Raw genomic sequence first — 24065 nt, 5'->3', positions numbered from 1 at the left:
GCCGCACCGCCCGCACAGCGCGTCGCGCAGGATGTGAGGTCTGCAACACGAGGCCCGCAAATTGCTGACACCTCAACTGCCTGTGATGATGTCGGTCGGCTATCGAGGTTGGTTGGTTCGGTGCGGGCGGCGACGGTAGATTGGTTCGGTGATCTGCAGCGAGAATCCCGGCATCGCCGGTCGGTGGGTAGTGGGCGCGGTCGCGCCTATGTAACAAGGTCACCCTGGCGAACAGATAGTGCCAATGAGCTTTTTTTGTCTGATTGATTAGAGAACTGAACCCCGAGACGCGGGCGCCACGCTTGGATAGGTGAGCGTCCTGTCCGGGTGTCGTCGGGGAGCGCTTGCGTGGTGTTCCGGAAGCGAGGTTACGGTTGGACCGGCTGGATTTCGGCGGAAACGGCGAAGCTGGTGGCGAACGGGCGGACGCTGGTTCGGGCTACTTCCCGCTGTCTCCTGCGCAGCTGGGCATCTGGTACGCGCAGCATGTCGACCCGCAGGTGCCGGTCAACATCGCGCAGTACGTGGATCTGCACGGTGAGCTGGATGTCGAGATCCTGGAACAGGCGAGCATCGACGCGTCGCACGAGCTCGGTTCGGGCTTCCTGCGCATCATCGAACGCGACGGCGAGCCGTTGCAGTTCATCGATCACAGCATCGCCGACTACGACAAGGTCACCTATGTAGACCTGCGTGCCGAGGCCGATCCGGCCGCGGCCGCGATGACGTGGATGCGCGCCGAGTACAGCCGCCCGATGGACCTGACGACCGACCGGCTGATCGCGGTCGCGGCGCTGCAACTGGCCGACGACCACTGGTACTGGTACTCGCGGGCCCATCACGTCACCCTCGACGGCTTCGGCGCGATGACCAACCTGAACCGGATCGCCGAGCTGTACACCTCGTACGCGAACGGCACCGAGCCCGCCGTTTCTAAGGCCACCGACCTGCACACGCTCTATGAGCAGGAAATGGCCTACCGGGAGAGCAAGCGGTTCGGCACCGACAAGGAGTACTGGGCCGAGCGCGTCGCCGGGCTGGAGGAAGGCACCAGCCTGACCGGCCGGTCCGCCCCGCCCGCCGCGATCAACGGGATCGCCAGTGCGGCCCTGTCCGACGACCAGAACACGCTGCTGGATGCGGCTGTGCGGCGCCATGATTCGTCGCCCGCCGGTTTGCTGCTCGCGGCGTTCGCCGGGTACCTGGCGCAGTGGAACGGCGTCGAGGACGTCATCCTGAGCCTGCCGGTGACCGCGCGTACCACCGCGGCGATGCGCCGCTCGGGTGGTGTCTCGTCGAACATCGTGCCGCTGCGGTTGCACGTCGGCCACGACACGACCGTCAGCGAACTGCTCAAGCAGGTGACGGTGGAGGTGTCCGGCGCGCTGCGGCATCAGCGGTACCGGCACGAGGACATCCGCCGCGACACCGCCGGCGACGGCGTGGTGACCACGGAGTTCTTCGGCCCGTGGGTCAACATCATGCTGTTCCACGACGAGCTGGTGATGGGCCCGATGGTCGGCCAGCTGCACGTGCTGTCCACCGGCAGCATCGAGGATCTCGGCGTCAACTTCTATCAGTCGGTCGCGGGCACCCGCTCGCACATCGACTTCGAGACCAACCCGAACCTCTACACCGAAGACGAAGCGCGCCGCCATCATTCGCGCTTCCTGGAGTTCTTCGACCGGTTCCTCGCGGCCGACGACGACGCCGCGATCTGGGCACTGGACGTCACCACCACCGACGAGCGGGAGCGCTCGCTGCTGGAGTGGAACGACTCCGACCAGGACGTGCCCGACACCACGCTGTCGGCGCTGCTCGATGCGCAGATGCCGTTGGCGCCGAACAACATCGCGCTCGACTTCGAGGGCACGACCCTTACCTACGCAGAATTCGACGCGCGGGTCAACCGGCTGGCCCGGTTCCTGATCGCCGACGGTGTCGGCCCGGAATCGCTTGTCGCGCTTGGCATGCGGCGGTCACTGGAGCTGGTCATCGGCATGCACGCGGTGCTGAAGGCCGGTGGCGCATACGTGCCGATCGATCCGGATCATCCGGCCGATCGCACCGCCTACATCCTCGACAGCGCGGCACCGGTCTGTGTGTTGACGCTGTCGGCCGATGAGCTGGAACTGCCGGAGTCGGTGCGGCGGGTGCAGATCGACACCCTGGACGTGTCGGAGTTCTCCGCCGAGCCGGTGACCGACGCGGATCGCCTCGCGCCGCTGCGCCCGGACAACACCGCCTATGTCATCTACACCTCGGGTTCGACCGGACGCCCCAAAGGTGTTGCGGTCACTCATCACGCGATCGTCAACCAGCAGCTGTGGATGCTCGACGAGTATCGGCTCACCGCGGATGACGTGTACTTGCAGAAGACCGCGACCACGTTCGACGTGTCGCTGTGGGGCTACTTCCTGCCGTTGCTGGTCGGCGCGAAGCTGGTCATCGCCTCGCCCGACGGGCACCGTGATCCGCTGTATGTCGCGGACATGATCGAGCGGCACGGGGTCACCGTGACCGACTTCGTGCCATCGATGCTGACGGTGTTCGTCTCGCACGCGACGCGGGCGCAATGTGCCACGCTGCGTGCGGTTTTCGTGATCGGTGAGGCACTGCCGCCGGAGACCGCGGCGGGTTTCCGCGCGATCACCACGGCTGGCCTGCACAACCTGTACGGCCCGACCGAGGCCGCGGTCTCGGTGACCTACTGGGAGGCGACCGCCGCCGACACGGTGACCGTGCCGATCGGTATCCCGGAGTGGAATGTCTCGGTCTACGTGCTGGATTCGCGGCTGCGACCGGCCGCGATCGGCGCCCCGGGTGAGCTCTACCTCGGTGGCCGTCAGCTGGCCCGCGGCTACCGCGGCCGCCCGGACCTGAGCGCGGACCGCTTCGTCGCGAACCCGTTGTCGGACACCGGCGAACGCATGTACCGCACCGGTGACCTGGTGCGCTGGAACGACGCGGGCACGCTGGAATACATCGGCCGCACCGACTTCCAGGTGAAGTTCCGTGGTCAGCGCATCGAGCTCGGCGAGATCGAGACCGATCTGCTCGCTCATCCCGCGGTGAGCCAGGCCGTGGTGCTGGTGATGGATACCGCCACCGGTCAGCAGCTGGTGGCCTATGTCGTTGCCGCGCCGGGACATTCGGTGGAACCAACCGAGTTGACCAGGTTCGCGGCCGAGAAGCTGCCGAGCTACATGGTGCCCGCCTCGATCATGGTGCTGGCCGCCTTCCCGCTCAACACCTCGGGCAAGCTGGACCGAAAGGCCCTGCCCGAGCCGGTGTTCAGCGTGGACGCGACCAGCTTCCGTGCCCCGCGCACCCAGGCCGAGCAGATCGTGGCGGGCGTCTTCGCCGACGTGCTGAGCCAGGACCGCATCGGCATCGACGACAACTTCTTCGACCTCGGCGGCAACTCCCTGGTCGCGACCCAGGTGGTCTCGCGGATCGGGGTGGCGTTCGGCACCCAGATCGGGGTGCGGGCGCTGTTCGAATCCCCGACCGTGGCCGGGATCGCCGCCCGCGCGGAGAACGCCAGCCAAACCGAGGGCGCCCGGCCGCCGCTGGTGGCCCAGCAGCTGCCCGAACGGGTGCCGCTGTCGCTGTCGCAGCAGCGAATGTGGTTCATCAACCAGTTCGACTCGACCGTGCCCGCCTACAACCTGCCCTTCGTGGTCCGGTTGCGCGGCGAGGTCGACCTGGACGCGTTGGCGGCCGCGCTGACCGATGTGGTCGCGCGCCAGGAATCGCTGCGCACGATCTTCCCCGAGTCCGGTGACGGCGGCTACCAGCAGGTGCTGCCGGTCGACCAGGTCGACCTCGGCATCGCGATCGAACCGATCGACGAAACCGAATTGCAAGCTGAACTGACAGCATTCGCGTCCACCGGCTTCGATGTGTCACGCGAGCTGCCGATCCGGGTCCGGGTCTACGCGGTGACCGGCGGCCGCGAGAACGGCACCGCCGATTACGCGGTCGCGTTCGTGGTGCATCACATTGCCGCGGACGGCTTCTCGTTCGGCCCGCTGGCCCGCGACGTCGCCGCCGCCTACCTCGCGCGCGCCGCGGGGCAGGCGCCGAGCTGGGCGCCGCTGCCGGTGCAGTACCAGGACTTCAGCGTCTGGCAGCGCGAGCTGCTCGGCGCCGAGTCCGACCCCGGCTCGATGGCCGCCCGCGAGATCGCCTACTGGCGCCGGGCTTTGGCCGGACTGCCCGATCAGCTCGACCTGCCCGCGGATCGCCCGCGCCCGCCGGTGCAGAGCTTCTCCGGTGGCCGGGTCACCTTCGACATCGATGCCGAACTGCACCAGCAGCTTTCGGCATTGGCCCGCGCGCAGGGCGTCAGTCTGTTCATGGTCATGCACGCCTCGCTCGCGGTGCTGCTGGCTCGGCTGTCGGGCACCAACGACATCGCCATCGGCACCCCGGTCGCCGGTCGCGGCGAGCAGGCCCTCGACGACCTCATCGGCATGTTCGTCAACACGCTGGTGCTGCGCTCGGAGGTCGACGGCAGTGAACCGTTCACCGAGTTCCTCACCCGTACACGGGAAACCGACCTCGCTGCGTTCGCCTTCGCCGACGTGCCGTTCGAGCGCCTCGTCGAGGTGCTCAACCCGACCCGTTCACAAGCCCGGCATCCGCTGTTCCAGGTGATGCTGTCGTTCCAGGAGATGTCGCACGCGACACTGGAACTGCCCGGACTCTCGGTCACCGCCGACGAACTCGACGTCGACATCGCCAAGTTCGACCTGCAGTGGACCGTCACCGAAGAACGCGGCGCCCAAGGCGAACCGGCAGGCATGGCGGCTGTGGTCTCCTTCGCCACCGACCTGTTCGACGCCACCACCGTCGCCGAATTCGGCCGCCGCTACCTGCGCGTGCTCGAAGCCGCCGTCAGCACACCGCAAGCCGCGGTACGCGACATCGACATCCTCGACGACACCGAACGCACCCTCGTCCTCACCGGCTGGAACCAGACCGGACACGAGTTACCCGCGGCGACCGTGCTCGACCTGTTCGAGGAGCAGGTACGCCTGCGCCCCAACGACATTGCCGTGCTGTTCGACGGCGGCACCCGCAGCGCGGGCGAATTCGGCCCGCAGGTGCAGCTGAGCTACGCCGAGTTCGCGGCGCGGGTGAATCGCTTGGCGCGCAAGCTGATCGCCGAGGGCGTCGGCCCGGAGAAGCTGGTTGCCGTCGGCATCCGCCGCTCGGTGGACATGCTGATCGCCATCTACGCCACCATGACCGCGGGCGGCGGCTACGTGCCGATCGACCCCGATCACCCGGCCGAACGCACCGAGTACGTGCTGGCCAACTCGACGCCGGTGTGCGTGCTGACCACCCTGTCCGACGATGTCAAGAGCGCAGGGCGGGATGGGGCGGGAGCCGACACTGCCTGCCCGGTGATCGCCGTCGACACACTGGATCTGAGCGAATTCGGCGACGAGCCGATCACCGACGCCGAGCGCCGCGCACCGCTGCGCCCGACGAACACCGCGTACGTGCTCTACACCTCCGGCTCCACCGGCCGGCCCAAGGGTGTGGCCGTCAGCCACGCCAGCGTGCTCAACCAGATCGCCTGGATCACCGGCGAATACCGGATCGGCCCGGCCGATGTGGTGCTGCAGAAGACACCGGTAACCTTCGACGTGTCGGTGTGGGAGTTGTTCGGCTCCTTGGCCGTCGGCGCCCGCATGCTTATCGCCGCGCCCGACGGGCACCGCGATCCGATGTACCTCTCGGAGATCATCGGACGGCACCAGGTCACCATGACCTCGTTCGTGCCGTCGATGCTCTCGGTGTTCGCGGGTGCCGCGTCTACCGCCGAATGTGCTTCGCTGCGTGCGGTTCTGGTCGCTGGTGAGGCATTGCCGCCGGCCACCGTCGCCGCGTTCCGGCAGTTCTCCACCGCCGCGATGCACAACCTCTACGGGCCGACCGAATTCACCGTGCACGCCACCGCCTGGCACCTCAACGAGGTCGCCCCCACCTCGGTGCCGATCGGCCGTCCGGTGTGGAACGCGCAGGCCTACGTCCTCGACGAGGGCTTGGATCCGGTTCCCGTCGGCGTTCCCGGTGAGCTCTACATGGGCGGCGTGCAGACCGCCCGGGGTTACCACGGCCGCCCCGACCTGAGCGCGGAACGTTTCGTCGCCAACCCGTTCGGCGCGCCGGGCAGCCGCCTCTACCGCACCGGCGACCTGGTGCGCTGGGTCGAGCCGCACGACCCCGAGGTCGGCGCCGCGGGCGTGCTGGAATACATCGGCCGCACCGATTTCCAGGTGAAGTTCCGCGGTCAGCGCATCGAGCTCGGCGAGATCGAGTCCGCGCTGCTCGACCACCCGGCCGTCACCCAGGCGGTCGTGCTCGTGCTGGACACCGTCGCGGGCGATCAGCTCGTTTCGTACGTGGTCACTCCGGCGGGCCCGGTCGACATCGACAACATCAAGAACGCCCTGCACCGCACGCTGCCCGCCTACATGGTGCCGTCGGCGATCGTGGTGCTGGAAGCGTTCCCGCTCAACCCGTCCGGCAAGCTGGACCGCAAGGCGCTGCCCGCGCCGGTGTTCGAGGTACGCGAATTCCGTGCGCCGACAACGCCGATCGAGGAAATCGTCGCGCAGATCTTCGGCGAGGTGCTCGGCATCAACCGGGTCGGCGTCGACGACGACTTCTTCGAACTCGGCGGCAACTCGCTGATCGCGACCCAGGTCGCCTCGCGTCTCGGCATCGCGCTGGATACCCGCGTCCCGGTGCGCATGCTGTTCGAGGCGTCCACCGTCGCCGCGCTCGCGGCCCGGGTGGAGTCGCACGCCGGTGACGGTGCGCGCAAGGCGCTCGTCGCCCGCGTCCGCCCGGAGGAAGTGCCGCTTTCGCTTGCGCAGCAGCGCATGTGGTTCCTCAACCGGTTCGATACCGCCTCGGCGGTCAACAACATCCCGGTCGCCATCCGGCTGTCCGGCGATCTCGACGTGGCCGCGCTGCAGGTCGCGGTCATCGACGTGATCGACCGGCACGAGTCGCTGCGCACCGTGTTCCCGGAGACCAAGACCGGGCCGGTGCAGGTGGTGCTGGACGCGGCGCAGATCGTGCCCGACCTGACGCCGGTGCCGGTGACCGAGCACAACCTGATCGACCACCTGGTCCAGCTCGCCTCGATGGCGTTCGACGTGACCAACGAAGTGCCTTTGCATGCAAGGCTTTTCGAGATCAGCGAGACCGAGTACGTGCTCGGCATGGTGGTGCACCACATCTCCGCCGACGGCTGGTCGATGGGCCCGCTGGCCCGCGACGTGATGGTGGCCTATGCCGCCCGCACCTCGTGGGAGGCGCCCGCGTGGTCGGCGTTGCCCGTCCAGTACGCGGACTACGCGCTGTGGCAGCGCGAGGTGCTCGGCTCCGAGGACGACCCGAGTTCGTTGATCGCCAACCAGATTCGGTACTGGGCGCGCGAACTCGCCGATCTCCCGGACGAATTGGTGCTGCCCTCGGACCGCCCGCGGCCCGCCGCGGCGTCCTATCGTGGTGGCACCTACCCGTTCGTGATCTCCGGCGACACTCAGCGCGCGCTGGTCGACCTGGGCCGCAAGCACAATGCCTCGCTGTTCATGGTCATGCACAGCGCGCTGGCCGTGCTGCTGGCCCGCGCCAGCGGCACCGGCGACATCGCGATCGGCACGCCGGTGGCCGGCCGCGGTGAGGCCGCGCTGGACGACCTGATCGGCATGTTCGTCAACACCCTCGTGCTGCGCACCGAGGTGGACGGCGCGGCCAGCTTCGCCGATCTGCTCGCGCAGGCCAGGGAAAAGGATCTGCACGCCTTCGCGCACGCGGACGTGCCGTTCGAGCGCCTGGTCGAGGTGCTCAACCCCGCGCGCTCGCAGGCCAGGCATCCGCTGTTCCAGGTGATGCTGACCTTCCAGAACACCAGGCAGGCCAGCCTGGAGCTGCCCGGACTGTCGGTCAACGGCGTCGACTACGACGCGCGCCTGGCCAAGTTCGACCTGCAGCTGACCCTGCAGGAGACCCAGGACGAGCTGGGTGACGCGGCCGGCATGTCGGCCGAATTCTCTTACGCCGAAGACCTTTTCGATGAGGACACGGTCGCCGCGTTCGCGCGCCGGCTGGACCGCGTGCTCGCGGCCGTCACCGCCGACCCGACCGTGCCGATCGGCGATATCGACCTGCTCGCGCCGGAAGAACACGCGCAGGTGCTGGTCGACTGGAACGACACCGCGCACCAGGTGCCCGGTGGCACGCTGGTCTCGCTGTTCGACGCGCAGGCCGCGGCAACGCCGGACGCGCAGGCGCTGCTCTTCGACGAAGAGCGGCTCACCTACCGCGAGCTGCAGGTGCGGGCCAACCGGATCGCCCGGCAGTTGATCAAGGCGGGCGTCGGACCGGAATCGCTGGTCGCGCTGTCGATCCGCCGCTCCAACGAGCTGGTCATCGCGATGTACGCGGTACTGCAGACGGGTGCGGCGTACGTGCCGCTGGACCCGGATCAGCCCGCCGACCGGATCAACCACATCGTCGACACCGCGCGCCCGCGAATGGTCCTGTACCGGTCCGCGGACGGGTTCGACATCGACCTGCCGCGTGCGGTCTCGGTCATCGCGATCGAGGGTATCGAGGGTGTGCCCGGCATGGCCGCCTCCAGCGGTGCGCCGATCACGGATGCCGAACGCACCCAACCACTTCGGCCGGGTAACACTGCCTACGTCATCTTCACCTCGGGCTCGACCGGTCGCCCGAAGGGTGTGGCGGTCAGCCACGCCGCGATCGTCAACCGGCTGCTGTGGATGCAGCACGAGTACCCGATCGGGCTCGGCGACGCCGTGCTGCAGAAGACGCCCGCCACCTTCGACGTGTCGGTGTGGGAGTTCTTCTGGCCCTTGCAGACCGGCGCGCGACTGGTCGTCGCGAAGCCGGACGGTCATCGCGACCCGGTGTACCTGGCACAGCTCATCGCCGAACACGGCATCACCACGGCGCATTTCGTGCCGTCGATGCTGTCGGTGTTCGTGTCCACCCTCGGCAACGAGAACGGTGACGCGGACGGCTACCCGTCGTCGCGGCTGCGGCAGGTCTTCGCCTCCGGTGAGGCACTGCCCGCGCAGACCGCCGCCCGGCTGCGCGAGCTGACCGGCGCCAAGCTGCACAACCTGTACGGCCCGACCGAGGCCGCGGTCGACGTCACGTATCACGAAGTGACGGACGCGGATACGGTCTCGGTGCCGATCGGACGGCCGGTGTGGAACACCCGCGTGTTCGTGCTCGACGCCAGGCTGCATCCCGTCGCAGCGGGTGTCGCGGGTGAGCTCTATCTCGCGGGCGATCAGCTCGCCGTGGGCTACCTCGGCCGCCCGGACCTGACCTCGGATCGCTTCGTCGCCAATCCGTACGACGCCGCGGGCGCACGGATGTACCGCACCGGTGACCTCGTCACCTGGACCGCGGACGGTGAGCTGGAGTACTTGGGCCGCACCGACTTCCAGGTGAAGCTGCGCGGCTTGCGGATCGAGCTCGGCGAGATCGAGGCCGCGCTGCTGACCCAGCCCGGCGTCGCGCAGTCCGTCGTCGTGGTGCGCAGCGACGCGCACGCGGGCGATCAGCTGGTGGGTTACGTTGTCGCCGAATCGGATTCGGTCATCGACACCGATGCCGTCAAGGCCGCGCTCACCGGTTTGCTACCCGGCTACATGATTCCGGCCGCGCTGGTCGTGCTCGACTCCTTCCCGGTCAACGCCAGCGGCAAGCTCGATCGCCGGGCGCTGCCCGCGCCGGTATTCGAGGCCAAGCGTTTCCGGGCGCCCGCCACCCCGATCGAGGAGATCGTGGCGGAGGTCTTCGCCGATCTGCTCGGGCTGCCGCGCGTCGGCGTGGACGACGACTTCTTCGAGCTCGGCGGCAACTCCCTGGTCGCCACCCAGGTGGTGGCACGGCTGAGCGCTGCGCTGAACACCGAGGTCGGCGTGCGCGCGCTGTTCGAGGCGCCGACGGTGGCCGCGCTGGCCGCTCGCGTCGAGTCGCGGGCGGGAACCGGTGCGCGCCAGGCACTCACGGCACAGGTCCGGCCCGAGTACCCGCCGCTGTCGCTGGCACAGCAGCGGATGTGGTTCCTCAACCGCTTCGACGCCGACTCGGCCGCCAACAACATTCCGGCCGCGGTGCGGCTGGAGGGCGCGCTCGATCTGGCGGCGCTGCGCGGTGCGGTCGCCGACGTGGTCGCGCGGCACGAATCGCTGCGCACCGTCTACCCGTCGCAGAGCGGCGTCGCCTACCAGCGGGTGCTGCCCGCGACCAGGGCGATCCCGGACCTGGAGGTCTTCCCGGTCGCCGAGGGCCAATTGCTCGGCGCCCTCTACGAATTCGTCGAACGTGGCTTCGACGTGACGGCCGAGCCGCCGGTGCGGCTGCGCGCCTACCAGCTCGGCGACCAGGATTACGTGCTGGTTGTCGTGGTGCATCACATTGCGACGGACGGCTTCTCGATGCGGCCGCTGGTCCGCGACCTGATGACCGCCTACGTGGCGCGCACCTCGGCGTCCGAGCCGGGCTGGCCGCCGCTCGCGGTCCAGTACGTGGACTTCTCGCTGTGGCAGCGGGAAACGCTCGGCTCCGAGGACGATCCGACCTCGCTGATCTCCGAGCAGCTCGACTACTGGCGCACCGCGCTCAACGGTCTGCCCGACGAACTGCGCCTGGCCGGGCGGCCCCGGCCCGCGGTCGCGTCGTATCAGGCTGGGACACACCGGTTCCGGGTGCCCGGCGAGCTGATCGACGAGCTGAACCGGGTCGCGCACGCGCACGGCACCACGCTGTTCATGGTGGTGCACAGCGCCTTCGCGGCACTGCTCGCCCGGCTGAGCGGTTCCGACGACATCGCTATCGGTATCCCGGTGGCGGGTCGTGGCGAGCAGGCCCTGGACGACCTGGTCGGCATGTTCGTCAACACCCTGGTGTTGCGCGCACAGGTCGACACCGACGCGTCGTTCGCCGACCTGCTCGCGCAGGTGCGTGAGCGGGACCTGCAAGCCTTCGCACACGCCGCCGTGCCGTTCGAGCGGCTGGTCGAGGTGCTCAACCCGGCCCGTTCACAGGCGCGGCATCCGCTGTTCCAGGTGATGCTGTCGTTCCAGAACCTGGGCCGCGCATCGCTGGAACTGCCCGGCCTGCTGGTGTCCGAGCTCGGCATCGACCAGCCGACCGCGAAGTTCGACCTGCAACTCACGCTGAGCGAGGTGCAGGGCAGCGAGGCGTCGATGGACGCCGAACTCATCTACGCCACCGACCTTTTCGACGGCGTGTTCGCGAACACCTTCGCGGAGCGCTTCCTTCGCGTGCTCGGTGGCGTCGCCGCCGAACCGACCGCGGCCGTCGGCGATATCGAACTGCTGGACCAGGCCGAACGCGAGCTGGTCGTCGAGCGGTGGAACGACACCGAATTCCCGGTGGACGCGGCGCTGACCTCGCCGGTGGGCGATGCCGCCGCGACGCTGGTCTCGCTGTTCGAGGCGCAGGTCGCGCGGACGCCCGAGGCACACGCAGTGACGTTCGAGGGGACAAGTCTGTCCTACGCCGAGTTCGCCGGACGGGTACACCGGCTGGCGCGCTGGCTGAAGAAGAACGGCGTCGGGCCGGAATCGTATGTCGCCCTTGGCATGCGCCGCTCGATCGATCTCGTCGTCGGCATGTACGCGGTGAACGCGGCCGGTGGCGCGTACGTGCCGCTGGACCCGGATCATCCGGCCGAGCGCACCGACTACATCCTGGAGACCGCGCGCCCGGTATGCGTGCTCACCTCGGGCACCGACCTGGAGTCCACGGCCTCCCGGCAGGTGCGCATCGACGAGCTCGACCTGTCGGAGTACTCGGACGCGCCGCTGACCGACGCGGATCGGCACAAGCCGCTGCGCCCGGCCAACACCGCCTACGTGATCTTCACCTCGGGCTCGACCGGCCGCCCGAAGGGTGTCGCGGTCTCGCACGCGGCCATCGTCAACCGCCTGGTCTGGATGCACGCGGAGTACGGCCTCGCCGCCTACGACGTGGTGCTGCAGAAGACACCGGCCACCTTCGACGTGTCGGTGTGGGAGTTCTTCTGGCCCTTACAGGTCGGCGCCCGCCTGGTCGTCGCCAAGCCGGACGGCCACCGCGATCCCGCCTACCTGGCCCGGCTGATCATCGAAGAGCGCGTCAGCACGGTGCATTTCGTGCCGTCCATGCTTTCGGTGTTCGTCGCCGAGGAGCGCGCGGGCGAATGCGTCAGTCTGCGTAATGTTTTCGCCTCCGGTGAGGCGCTGCCCGCCGTCACCGCGCAGCGACTGCGCACGCTGACCGGCGCCAGGCTGCACAACCTGTACGGCCCAACCGAGGCCGCCGTCGACGTCACCTTCCACGAGGTGACCGAGGCCGACACCAGCTCGGTGCCGATCGGCGCCCCGGTGTTCAACACCCAGGTGTACGTGCTGGATTCGCGGCTGCGGCCGGTCCCGGTCGGCGTGCCCGGCGAGCTGTACCTGGCCGGCGCGCAGCTGGCGCACGGCTACGTGGCCCGCCCGGACCTGACCACCGACCGGTTCATCGCGAACCCGTTCGGCGATGCCCAGCGCATGTACCGCACCGGCGACCTGGTCCAATGGGTGAAGGCACCGCGAAGCGGTTCGATGAGGGGTGGTGGTCGGGCGACGGGTGGGCCCGAGGACGGCGAGCTGGAGTACCTGGGCCGCACCGACTTCCAGGTGAAGCTGCGCGGTCTGCGGATCGAGCTCGGCGAGATCGAGAACGCGCTCACCGCACTGGAATCGGTGGCGCAGGCGGTCGTGCTGGTGCGCACCGACGAGCGGACCGGCGATCAACTCGTCGCCTACGTGGTCGGAAACCCGGACCGGGCCCTGGATGTCGAGTCGGTCAAGGCCGCGCTCGGCGAGCAGCTGCCCACCTACATGGTGCCCTCGGCCTACGTGGAGCTCGACGAGTTCCCCCTGAACCCCTCCGGCAAGCTGGACCGCCGGGCCCTGCCCGAACCGACGTTCGCGGCCAAGACCTTCCGTGCGCCGACCACCCCGGTGCAGGAGATCGTCGCCGACACCTTCGCCGCGGTGCTCGGCGTCGAGCGGGTCGGCCTCGACGACGACTTCTTCGAGCTCGGCGGCAACTCCCTGGTCGCCACCCAGGTGGCGGCTCGACTCGGCGAAGCCCTGGACACCCAGATCCCGGTGCGCGCGCTGTTCGAGGCGTCGAGTGTCGCCTCGCTGGCCGCGCGCGTGGAATCGGCTGCCGGACAAGGCGGCCGGGCGCCGCTGGTGCCGCAGGAGCGCTCCGGCCTGGTGCCGCTGTCGCTGGCACAGCAGCGGATGTGGTTCCTCAACCGGTTCGACAACCGCACGGCGGTCAACAACATCCCGGTCGCCATCCGGCTCACCGGCGAACTCGATGTCGAGGGGCTCAATGCCGCCATCGGGGATGTGCTGGCCCGCCACGAGGCGCTGCGCACCGTCTACCCCGAGGTGGAAGGCACCGGCTACCAGCGCATCCTGCCCGTCTCCGAGGTGTCGTTCGCGGTAACCGCCGAGCCGGTGACCGCTGACGAGCTGCCCGCGCGCATCGTCGAACTGGCGAGCTTCCACTTCGATGTGACCCGCGAGATCGCCTTCCGCGCCGACCTGCTCAGCCTGGACGAGCGCAATCACGTTGTCGTGCTGGTCATGCACCACATCAGCGCGGACGGCTTCTCGCTGCGACCGCTGCTGCGCGACGTGGTCGTCGCCTACAGCGAGCGCACCCGCGGCGAGACACCGTCCTGGGCGCCGCTGGACGTGCAGTACGCCGATTACGCGCTGTGGCAGCGCGATGTGCTCGGTATCGAGCACGATCCGGAATCCGTTGCGGCCCAGCAGATCGCGTACTGGGTGGAGCAGCTGCGCGATCTGCCCGATCAGATCGAGCTGCCCGCCGACCGCCCGCGTCCGGAGATCGCCTCCAATGCCGGTGGTACACACAGCTTCTCGGTCGATGCCGAACTGCACACCGCGCTGGCCGAGCTCGCTCGCCGCCGCGGGGTCACGCTGTTCATGGTCGTGCACGCCGCGCTGGCCGCGTGGGCGGGCCGGCTGTCCAACAGTTCCGATATCGCCATCGGCACCCCGATCGCCGGACGTGGCGAGCGGGCCCTCGACGACCTGGTCGGCATGTTCGTCAACACGCTGGTGCTGCGCAGTGAGGTCGATCCCGCCGCGCGGTTCAGCGAGCTGCTCGAGCAGGTGCGCCGGACCGATCTGTCGGCCTTCGGCAATGCCGATGTGCCGTTCGAGCGGCTTGTAGATGTCATCTGGGGGCGGCAAGGCGGCGGAGCCGCCGGGGTGGGTAAACACGGCCCGGCTCGCTCGCAGGCGCATCACCCGCTGTTCCAGGTCGCGCTGACCTTCGAGGCGGCCTCGGCCGCCGACATGGGCACCGTGGCACTGCCGGGCCTCGATCTCGATGTCGTCGAATTCGATGCGGGCACCGCCAAGTTCGACGTGCAGCTGACCGTGGGTGAGCACGCGGACGGCTCACTGGCCATGTCGTGGAACTACGCGACCGAGCTGTTCGATCCGGAGACGGTGGCCTCGTTCGCCGACCGGCTGGTGCGCGTGCTGCACACCATCGCCGAGGATCCCGAGATCGCCGTCGGTGACATCGACCTGCTCGGCGAGTCCGAGCGCCTCGATGTCTCGCAGCGCTGGGTGTCCTCCGGAATGGACGGCGGCGCAGGCGTTTTCGACGATGCCGACGCCACCCTGGTCACCGTGTTCGACGCGGCCGTCGCCGCGCACCCGAACCGCATCGCGGCGCGCTTCGGCGTCGAGACGCTGACCTACGGCGAGCTGGACCGGCGCGCGAACATCCTGGCGCGCAGGCTGATCGCGGACGGCGCCGGGCCCGAGTCGCTGGTCGCGGTGATCCTGCCGCGCTCGCTCGACCTGGTGGTCGCGCTGGTCGCGGTGGTCAAGACCGGCGCAGGCTATGTCCCGGTCGACCCGACCTACCCGGCCGACCGCATCGCCTACGTGCTCGCCGATTCCCAGCCGACCAGCGTGATCCTGGACTCGACGGTCCAGGTGACGGTGCCGGTGGAGCTGCCGAGCGTGGTGCTGGACGGCTTCGCCGTGGAGACCGGCAATATCGAGGACGCCGACGACGCGCCGATCACCGACGCGGACCGTAACGCGGCGCTCTCGCCCGATCACGTCGCGTACGTGATCTACACCTCCGGTTCGACCGGCCGCCCGAAGGGTGTCGCGGTCGCGCACCGGAATGTGGTGCGGCTGTTCGCCAATACCGATCGCGACTTCAACTTCGGCCCCGACGATGTGTGGACGCTGTTCCACTCCTACGCCTTCGACTTCTCGGTGTGGGAGCTGTGGGGCCCGCTGCTGTTCGGCGGCACCCTCGTGGTGGTCGACTACTACACCTCGCGCTCGCCCGAGCAGTTCCTGGAACTGCTGCGCGCCGAACGCGTTACGGTGCTCAACCAGACCCCGTCCGCGTTCTACCAACTGGCGGAAGCGGATCGCAACGCCGCACCCGACGCCACCCCGCTGGCCCTGCGCTACGTGGTGTTCGGCGGCGAGGCCCTGGAGCTGCGCAGGCTCTCCGATTGGGTTGCCCGCCACGGCGCTGGGCCCAATGACCGCTCCGCAAGCTCCGCGGCTGGGGCGCCACTGCTGGTCAACATGTACGGCATCACCGAGACCACGGTGCACGTGTCCTACCGCGCGCTGGACGCCGCGACCATCGCGGCCGCCTCCGGCAGCGTGGTCGGCCGGGCCATCGCCGGACTGCGGGTGTTCGTGCTCGACAACCGGCTGCGGCCGGTGCCGGTCGGTGTCGCGGGCGAAATGTATGTGGCCGGACCGCAATTGGCGCGCGGCTACCTCGGCCGTCCCGACCTGTCCGCGACCCGGTTCGTCGCCAACCCGCTCGGCGGCTCCGACGCGGCGGGCTCGCGCCTGTACCGCTCGGGTGACCTCGCGCGCTGGAACCGCTTCGGCGAACTCGAGTACCTGGGCCGCGCCGACGATCAGGTGAAGGTCCGCGGCTTCCGCATCGAACTCGGCGAGATCGAGTCCGCGATCCTGGCCCAGCCGGGCATCGCCCAGGCGGCGGTCATCGTGCGCGAGGACCAGCCGGGCGACCAGCGGATCGTGGCCTACGTGGTCGCCGAGCCCGATGTCGTCCCGGCGCTCGACCGCGTCCGCGACGGCGCCGCCGAGCGGCTGCCGTCCTACATGGTGCCCTCGGCGCTGGTGCGGCTCGAGTGGATTCCGTTGACGGTCAACGGAAAGCTCGACCGGCGTGCGCTGCCCGCACCCGCCGTGCAGTCCCGGGCCTTCCGCGCACCGGTCACCCCGGTGCAGGAGACCGTGGCCGCGGTGTTCGCCGAGGTCCTGGATCTGCCCCGGGTCGGCGTCGACGACGACTTCTTCGATCTCGGCGGCAACTCGCTCATCGCCACCCGGGTCGTCTCCCGCATCGGTGCCGCGCTCGGCACCACGGTCGCGGTGCGCGCGCTGTTCGAGGCGCCCACCGTCGCCGCCCTGGCCGCGCGGGTCGAATCGCATGCCGACGGTGCCGCGCGGGCCAGGCTGGTCGCCCGGCCGCGCAAGGCCGACGAACTGGTGCCGCTGTCGTTCGCACAGCAGCGCATGTGGTTCCTCAACAAGTACGACACCTCCTCGGCGGCCTACAACCTGCCGGTCGCCATCCGCCTTACCGGCGCTCTCGACGTGGCCGCGCTGCGGCTCGCGGTGGCCGACGTGGTGCGCAGGCACGAATCGCTGCGCACCCGCTACCCGGAGCACGGTGGCACCCCGGTCCAGGTGATCGTGCCCGCCGAGAACATCGCGCTCGACCTGCACCCAGTGCAGGTCGATCCGGCCGAGCTGACCGCCGTGGTGACCGACTTCGTCACCACCGGATTCGATGTGGCCGAACAGGTTCCGCTGCGCACCCGGCTCTACAGCGCGGGCCCGAACGAACACGTGCTCGTCGTCGTGGTGCATCACATCGCGGCGGACGGCTTCTCGATGGGGCCGCTGACCCGCGACGTGATGCTCGCCTACTCGGCGCGCACCCAGGACAGCGCGCCCGGCTGGGCGCCCCTGGCAGTGCAGTACGCCGACTTCGCCGTCTGGCAGCGCGAAGTCCTTGGCACCGAAGACGATCCGGACTCGCTGATGGCGCGCCAGGTGGCGCACTGGCAGCAGGCCCTCGACGGTGTCCCGGACGAGCTGACCCTGCCCGCGGACCGGCCGCGTCCGGCGATCGCCTCGTTCCGCGGCGCGACGCTGCACCGCGAGCTGCCCGGCGACCTGATCGCCGCGCTGGAAGACATTGCGCGGCAACGCGGTGCGTCGCTGTTCATGGTGATGCACGGCGCGCTGACGGTGCTGCTGTCGCGGCTGTCCGGCGCGGACGACATCGCGGTCGGCACGCCGATCGCGGGCCGCGGCGAGCAGGCCCTCGACGACCTGGTCGGCATGTTCGTCAACACCCTGGTGCTGCGCACCGGTATCGACGCCGCCGAATCGTTCACCGAGCTGGTCGATCGGGTGCGGCGCACCGACCTGGACGCGTACGGCAATGCCGACGTGCCGTTCGAGCGCCTGGTGGAACTGCTCGCACCGGAACGCTCGCAGGCGCGCAACCCGCTGTTCCAGGTGATGCTGGCCTTCCAGAACCTGGACCGCACCAGCCTCGAACTGCCCGGGCTCTCGGTGTCCGCGCTCGATCTCGAAGAGAACGTGGCGCGCTTCGACCTGCAGTTCACGCTGTCCGAGCTGGGCGAACCCGGCACGGCCGGAATGGCTTTGGCGCTCACCTACGCCACCGAGCTGTTCGACGAGTCGACCGCCGCTGAGATCGCGCAGCGCTGGCAGCGGGTCCTGGAGGCCATTGCCGCCAACCCGACGATCGCGGTCGGCCAGATCGACGTACTCGATGCCGCAGAGCGGGCCGACCTGACCGCCCGCACCGGCCCGCAGGCCACGGTGGCGCGGACGTTGCCGGACCTGATCGCCGAGGCGGCCGCCATCGATCCTGCGGCACCCGCGGTGGTGTTCCAGGGGCGCAGTCTGTCCTACGGCGAGCTCGACGAACGCTCGAACCGCCTGGCCCGCTTGCTGATCGAGCGCGGCCTGGGCACCGAGGATCTGGTCGCGGTCGCCGTGCCGCGATCCGACGACTCCTACTTCGCCGAATGGTCGGTCGCCAAGTCCGGTGCCGCCTTCGTGCCGATCGACCCGAGCTACCCCGCCGATCGCATCGCGCACATGGTCACCGACTCGGGCTCGCCGATCGGCCTGACCGTGACATCGGTGCGGGCCGACCTGCCCGACTCGGTCGAATGGCTGGTGCTCGACGAGCTGGATCTGACCGCGGTCGACGCGGCCCCGATCACCGATGCCGACCGCGTCCGGCCGGTGCGCCCGGAACACCCGGCCTACGTCATCTACACCTCCGGCTCCACCGGCGTCCCGAAGGGCGTGGTGGTCACCCACTCCGGTCTCGCCAACTTCCGGGACGAGCAGAACGCCCGCTACGACGTCGACTCGTCCACGCGCGCACTGCATTTCGCGTCGCCGAGCTTCGACGCGTCGATCCTGGAGTTCCTGCTCGCGATCGGCCGCGGCGGCACCCTGGTGGTCTGCCCGCCCGGCGTGTACGGCGGCGACGAGCTGGCCGAGCTGATCCGCACCGAGCGCGTCACGCACGCGTTCATCACCCCGTCCGTGCTCGCCTCGCTGGACCCGGCCGCGCTGGCCGACATGCGGGTGATCGTGGCCGGTGGCGAGGCCGTCCCGGCCGACCTGGTCACCAAGTGGGGTGGCGCGGCCGACGGTTCCGGGCGACGCTTCCACAACGGTTACGGTCCGACCGAGACCACGATCATGACCAACATCAGCGACGCGCTGACGCCGGGCGATCTGGTCACCATCGGTGGCCCGACCCGCGGCATGCAGTCGCTGATCCTGGACGCCCAGCTCCGGCCCGTTCCGGTGGGTGTCGCGGGTGAGCTCTATCTGTCGGGTGTTCAGCTGGCCCGTGGCTACCACGCGCGCGCCGGGCTGTCCGCCGATCGTTTCGTGGCGAATCCGTATGTCGCCGGTGCGCGGATGTATCGCACGGGTGACGTGGTCCGCTGGACCCGTACCGGCGAGGTCGAGTACGTCGGCCGGTCCGACTTCCAGGTCAAGGTGCGTGGTTTCCGCATCGAGCTCGGCGAGATCGACGCGGCGCTGGCCGCGCACGAGAACGTCGACTTCGCGGTCACCGTCGGGCACAAGGGTTCCGCCGGTGCCACCTCGCTGGTGGCCTATGTCGTTGCGGCACAGGGCCGGACGATCGATGTGGCGGCGCTGACCGCACACGTCGAGGACCGGCTGCCCGCGTACATGGTGCCGTCCTCGATCATGGTGATCGACCGGGTGCCGCTCACCCCGGTCGGCAAGCTGGACCGAAAGGCGTTGCCGGAGCCGGTATTCGCGACCGAGGTCGTGTTCCGCGCGCCGCGCACGCCGATCGAACAGGCCATCGCCGAGGTCTTCGCCGAGGTGCTCGGCGTGGAGCGGGTCGGCGTCGACGATTCGTTCTTCGCGCTGGGCGGCGACAGCATCGTCTCCATCCAGCTGGTGTCGCGGGCCAAGGCGCGCGGCGTGGTGTTCACCCCGCGCAACGTCTTCGAGCAGCGCACCGTGGCCGGGCTGGCTTCGGTCGCCGGAACCGCTGATACCGCGGCGGCTTCGGCCGTGGTGCTTGCCGAGTTGCCCGGTGGGGGAGTCGGTTCGATGCCGCTGACCCCGGTCGTGCGGTTCATGGCGGAGCGGCGCGGTTCGTTCGGCCGGTTCAACCAGACTCTCGCGCTGGAACTGCCGGTCGGCATCGATCGAGCGGGCATCGTCGCGACGGTCGGCGCGGTTATCGACCGCCACGACATGCTGCGGTCGAGCCTGCGTGAGGTCGACGGGGAGTGGATCCTCGAAACCGCCGCTGCCGGAACGATCGACGTGGACGCGTTGGTCGATCACCGCACCTTCGATGCCGGTGTCGACGATGCCGAGCTGGTCGAGATCGCTGCCGCCGCACTGGATTCCTCGCTGGATCGACTGGATCCCGCTGCGGGCGTTGTCATTCGGTTCGTCTGGCTGGAGCCGTCGAGCAGCGAGCGGGCCGGACGGTTGATCGTCGTCGGTCACCACCTGGTGGTCGACGGTGTCTCCTGGCGCATCCTGGTGCCGGACTTCGTCGCGGCCTGGGGTCAGCGCACCGCGGGGCAGCAGCCCGAGCTGGTGGCACCGGCTACTTCGATGCGGGCTTGGGCGCACGGGCTCGAACGTGAGGCACGCAGTCCCGAACGCGTTGCGGAACTGGAGCATTGGCGTTCGGTGGTCGACGCGGCCGATCCGCTGCTCACCGAGCGGGCGATGGACCCGGCGATCGACACCTCGGGTGTCATCGAGAAGTTGCAGGTCGAGGTGTCCGCCGAGGTCACCAAGGCGCTGCTGACCAAGGTGCCCGCGCTCTTCCACGGCGGCGTGAACGACGGTCTGCTCACCGCGCTGGCCCTGGCGACCGCGAAGTGGCGGGCGCGCAGGGCGGGTGCCCGCGGCGATTCGCTGCTGATCCGCCTGGAGGGCCACGGCCGCGAAGAAGACGTCGTGCCCGGCGCGGACCTGTCCCGCACGGTCGGCTGGTTCACCGCGATCTTCCCGGTTCGCTTCGACCTGTCCGGCATCGACATCGATGCCGCGCTGGCCGGTGGACCCGCGCTCGGCCAGGCCGTCAAGGCGATCAAGGAGCAGCTGCTCGCGGTGCCCGACAAGGGTGTCGGCTACGGCCTGCTGCGCTACCTGAACCCGGAGACCGCCGCCGAACTGCCCGTCGAACTGCCGGGCCAGGTGAGCTTCAACTACCTGGGCCGTGTCTCCGAGGGCGATGTGCCCGAGTCGCTGCGCGGCTTCGGCTGGATCCCGGCCGCCGAGTTGGGCGCGCTGGGCGGGGCCTACGACCCGGACATGCCCGCGATGGCGCCCCTGGACATCAACGCGATCGTCACCGGCGACAAGCTGACCGCGAACATCGGCTACCCGTCGACGTTGCTCGACGCTGCCGCCGTCCGGGAGTTCGGCGAGCTGTGGACGACCGCGCTGGAAGCGGTTGCCCGGCACGCCAATTCGACCGGCGCCGGTGGACACACACCGTCGGACTTCGCGCTGGTGCCCAGCACACAGGGCGATATCGACGGTTGGGAGCGGCGCTTCCCGAACCTGGCCGACATCTGGCCGCTGTCCGCGCTGCAGGCGGGGCTGCTGTTCCACGCCAGGCTGGCCGCCACCTCGGTGGACGTGTACACCGCGCAGGCAGTGCTCACCCTCACCGGCCGGGTGGACGCGGCTCGGTTGCGTTCGGCCGCGCAGGCTTTGGTGGACCGCTACGAGAACCTGCGCACCGCGTTCGTCACCGATCGGGACGGCAGCCCGGTGCAGGTGGTCCTGGACAGCGTCCGGGTCGCCTGGTCCGAGCACGACCGGATCGAGCAGGGCAACGGCGACGACCTCATCGCCGCGGACCGGACCAAGCGCTTCGACCTGACCGAGCCGCCGCTGATCCGCTTCACGCTGATCCAGGTGGCGCGCGACCGCTGGCAGTTCGTGGTGGCCAACCACCACATCCTGCTCGACGGCTGGTCCATGCCGCTGCTCATGCAGGACCTGCTGGTGCTCTACGCGGCACACGCGGACACCAGCGTGCTGCCCGCCGTGCGGTCCTACCGGCATTTCCTGGAATGGACGGCGCAGCAGGATCATTCGGCCTCCGTCGCCGCTTGGGCCACCGCGCTGCGCGGCGTCACCGAGCCGACGCTGCTGGCCCGCCCGGATGCCGGACGCGAGATCACCTCGCTCTCCGGCGAGTACTTCTTCGAGCTCGACGAGACCGCCACCGCGCGGCTCACCGCGCTGGCCGGCTCGCTCGGCGTCACGCCGAACACCGTGCTGCAGACCGCGTGGGGCATCCTGATCGGCCGGATGACCGGTCGCGACGACGTGCTGTTCGGCACCACGGTGTCCGGACGTCCGGCGGATCTGTCCGGCGTGGAGTCGATGGTCGGCCTGTTCATCAACACCGTGCCGGTGCGGGTGCGCTTCGACCCGGCGGAGTCCGCGCAGCAGCTGCTGGCCCGGACCCAGGGCGAGCAGGCGGATCTGCTCGATCACCACTACGTCGGTCTCGCGGATATCCAGACCGCCGCGGGCATCGGTGGCCTGTTCGACACGCTGGTGGTGTTCGAGTCCTACCCGGTGGATGCCGAGGGTCTCCAGGCGCAGGCCTCGGACATCGACGGTATGGCCGTTGTCGGCCTGGATGCGGCCGACGCGACGCACTACCCGTTGACGCTGATCGCCCAGCTGGATTCGCGGCTGCGGATTCGCGCGGGCTACCTGCGCGACCTGTTCGACGAGCAGACCGTGCGGCGGATCGCCGATCGCCTGATTCGGGTGCTGACCGCGATCACCGTCGAACCCACTGTGCCGGTGGGCGATATCGAGCTGCTCGACACCGTGGAGCGCGAGCTCGTGGTGTCCGGCTGGAACGACACCGCGCACGAGGTGGATTCGGCCGCGACGCTGGTCTCGAAGTTCTACGAGCAGGCCGCGAGCACGCCCGACGCGACCGCGCTGAGCTTCGAGGGGACAAGTCTCTCGTACGACGAGTTCGCCAGCCGGGTGAATCAGCTGGCCCGCTGGCTGATCGCCCGCGGTGTCGGCGCGGAATCGTATGTGGCGCTGGGTATGCGGCGCTCGATCGATCTCGTCGTCGGCATGTACGCGGTCGCCGTGGCCGGTGGCGCGTATGTGCCGCTGGATCCGGATCACCCGGCCGAGCGCACGGAATACATTCTGGCGACGGCCGATCCGGTGTGTGTGCTGACCTCCGGTAGCGATCTCGATATCGATACCGCGCAGGTGCGGATCGATCTGCTCGATCTGAGCGGACTGTCCGAAGCGGCGATCACCGATGCGGATCGCTGGGCGCCGTTGCGTCCGTCGAACACCGCCTACGTGATCTTCACGTCCGGTTCCACCGGTCGCCCCAAGGGTGTTGGTGTTTCGCACGCGGCGATCGTCAACCGTCTGGTGTGGATGCAGTCTGCGTACGAGCTCGACGCCACCGATGCGGTGTTGCAGAAGACTCCGGCCACCTTTGACGTGTCGGTGTGGGAGTTCTTCTGGCCCTTGCAGATCGGCGCGCGTCTGGTTATCGCGAAGCCCGATGGGCATCGGGATCCGGCGTATCTGGCCGAGATCATCAGTGCCGAGCGGATCACCGTCACGCACTTCGTGCCGTCCATGCTCGCGGTGTTCGTCGCCGATGCGGCTGCGGCACACTGTGATTCGCTGCGTTTGGTGTTTGCTTCCGGTGAGGCATTGCCGCCCAAGCCTGCGCATCGTTTGCGTGAGCTGACCGGTGCGGCGTTGCATAACCTGTACGGCCCCACCGAGGCCGCGGTCGACGTCACCTTCCATGAGGTCATCGATACCGACACCGATACGGTGCCGATCGGTGCACCGGTATATAACACCCAGGTCTACGTGCTGGATTCGCGTTTGCGTCCGGTGCCGGTGGGTGTTGCGGGTGAGCTGTATCTGGCGGGCACCCAGCTGGCCCGTGGGTACGTCGCGCGTCCGGATCTGACCAGTGATCGGTTCGTGGCCAACCCCTACGGCGCCACCGGTGAGCGGATGTACCGCACCGGTGACCTGGTCTCGTGGACCTCGGCCGGTGAGCTGGAGTACTTGGGCCGCACCGACTTCCAGGTCAAGCTGCGTGGTCTGCGCATCGAACTCGGCGAGATCGAGACCGCGCTGACCGCGCTGGACGAGGTCGCCCAGTCCGTCGTAGTGGTCCGTGGTGACCAGCACACCGGCGATCAGCTCGTCGCCTATGTCATTCCCGCGCCGAACGTCCGGGTGGACACCGAGCTGCTGCGCGAGGACCTGGCGGAGCGG

General features: G+C 69.2%; 1 protein-coding gene (running past one end of the window). It reads left to right on the top strand.

The window, feature by feature from the left end; translation table 11 throughout:
* Positions 1-374 precede the first annotated feature (374 nt).
* Positions 375-24065, top strand: partial view of a non-ribosomal peptide synthase/polyketide synthase gene (locus ACQPW1_RS44195; protein ID WP_433659512.1) — the 5' portion only. 20208 nt of this gene lie beyond the right edge of the window; the window shows 23691 of its 43899 coding nt (coding positions 1-23691); the start codon lies at positions 375-377; the stop codon falls past the right edge of the window.

The sequence above is a fragment of the Nocardia sp. CA-128927 genome, from assembly GCF_050955855.1.
GTDB lineage: Bacteria > Actinomycetota > Actinomycetes > Mycobacteriales > Mycobacteriaceae > Nocardia.
This window is presented reverse-complemented; position numbering and strand designations above follow the sequence as displayed.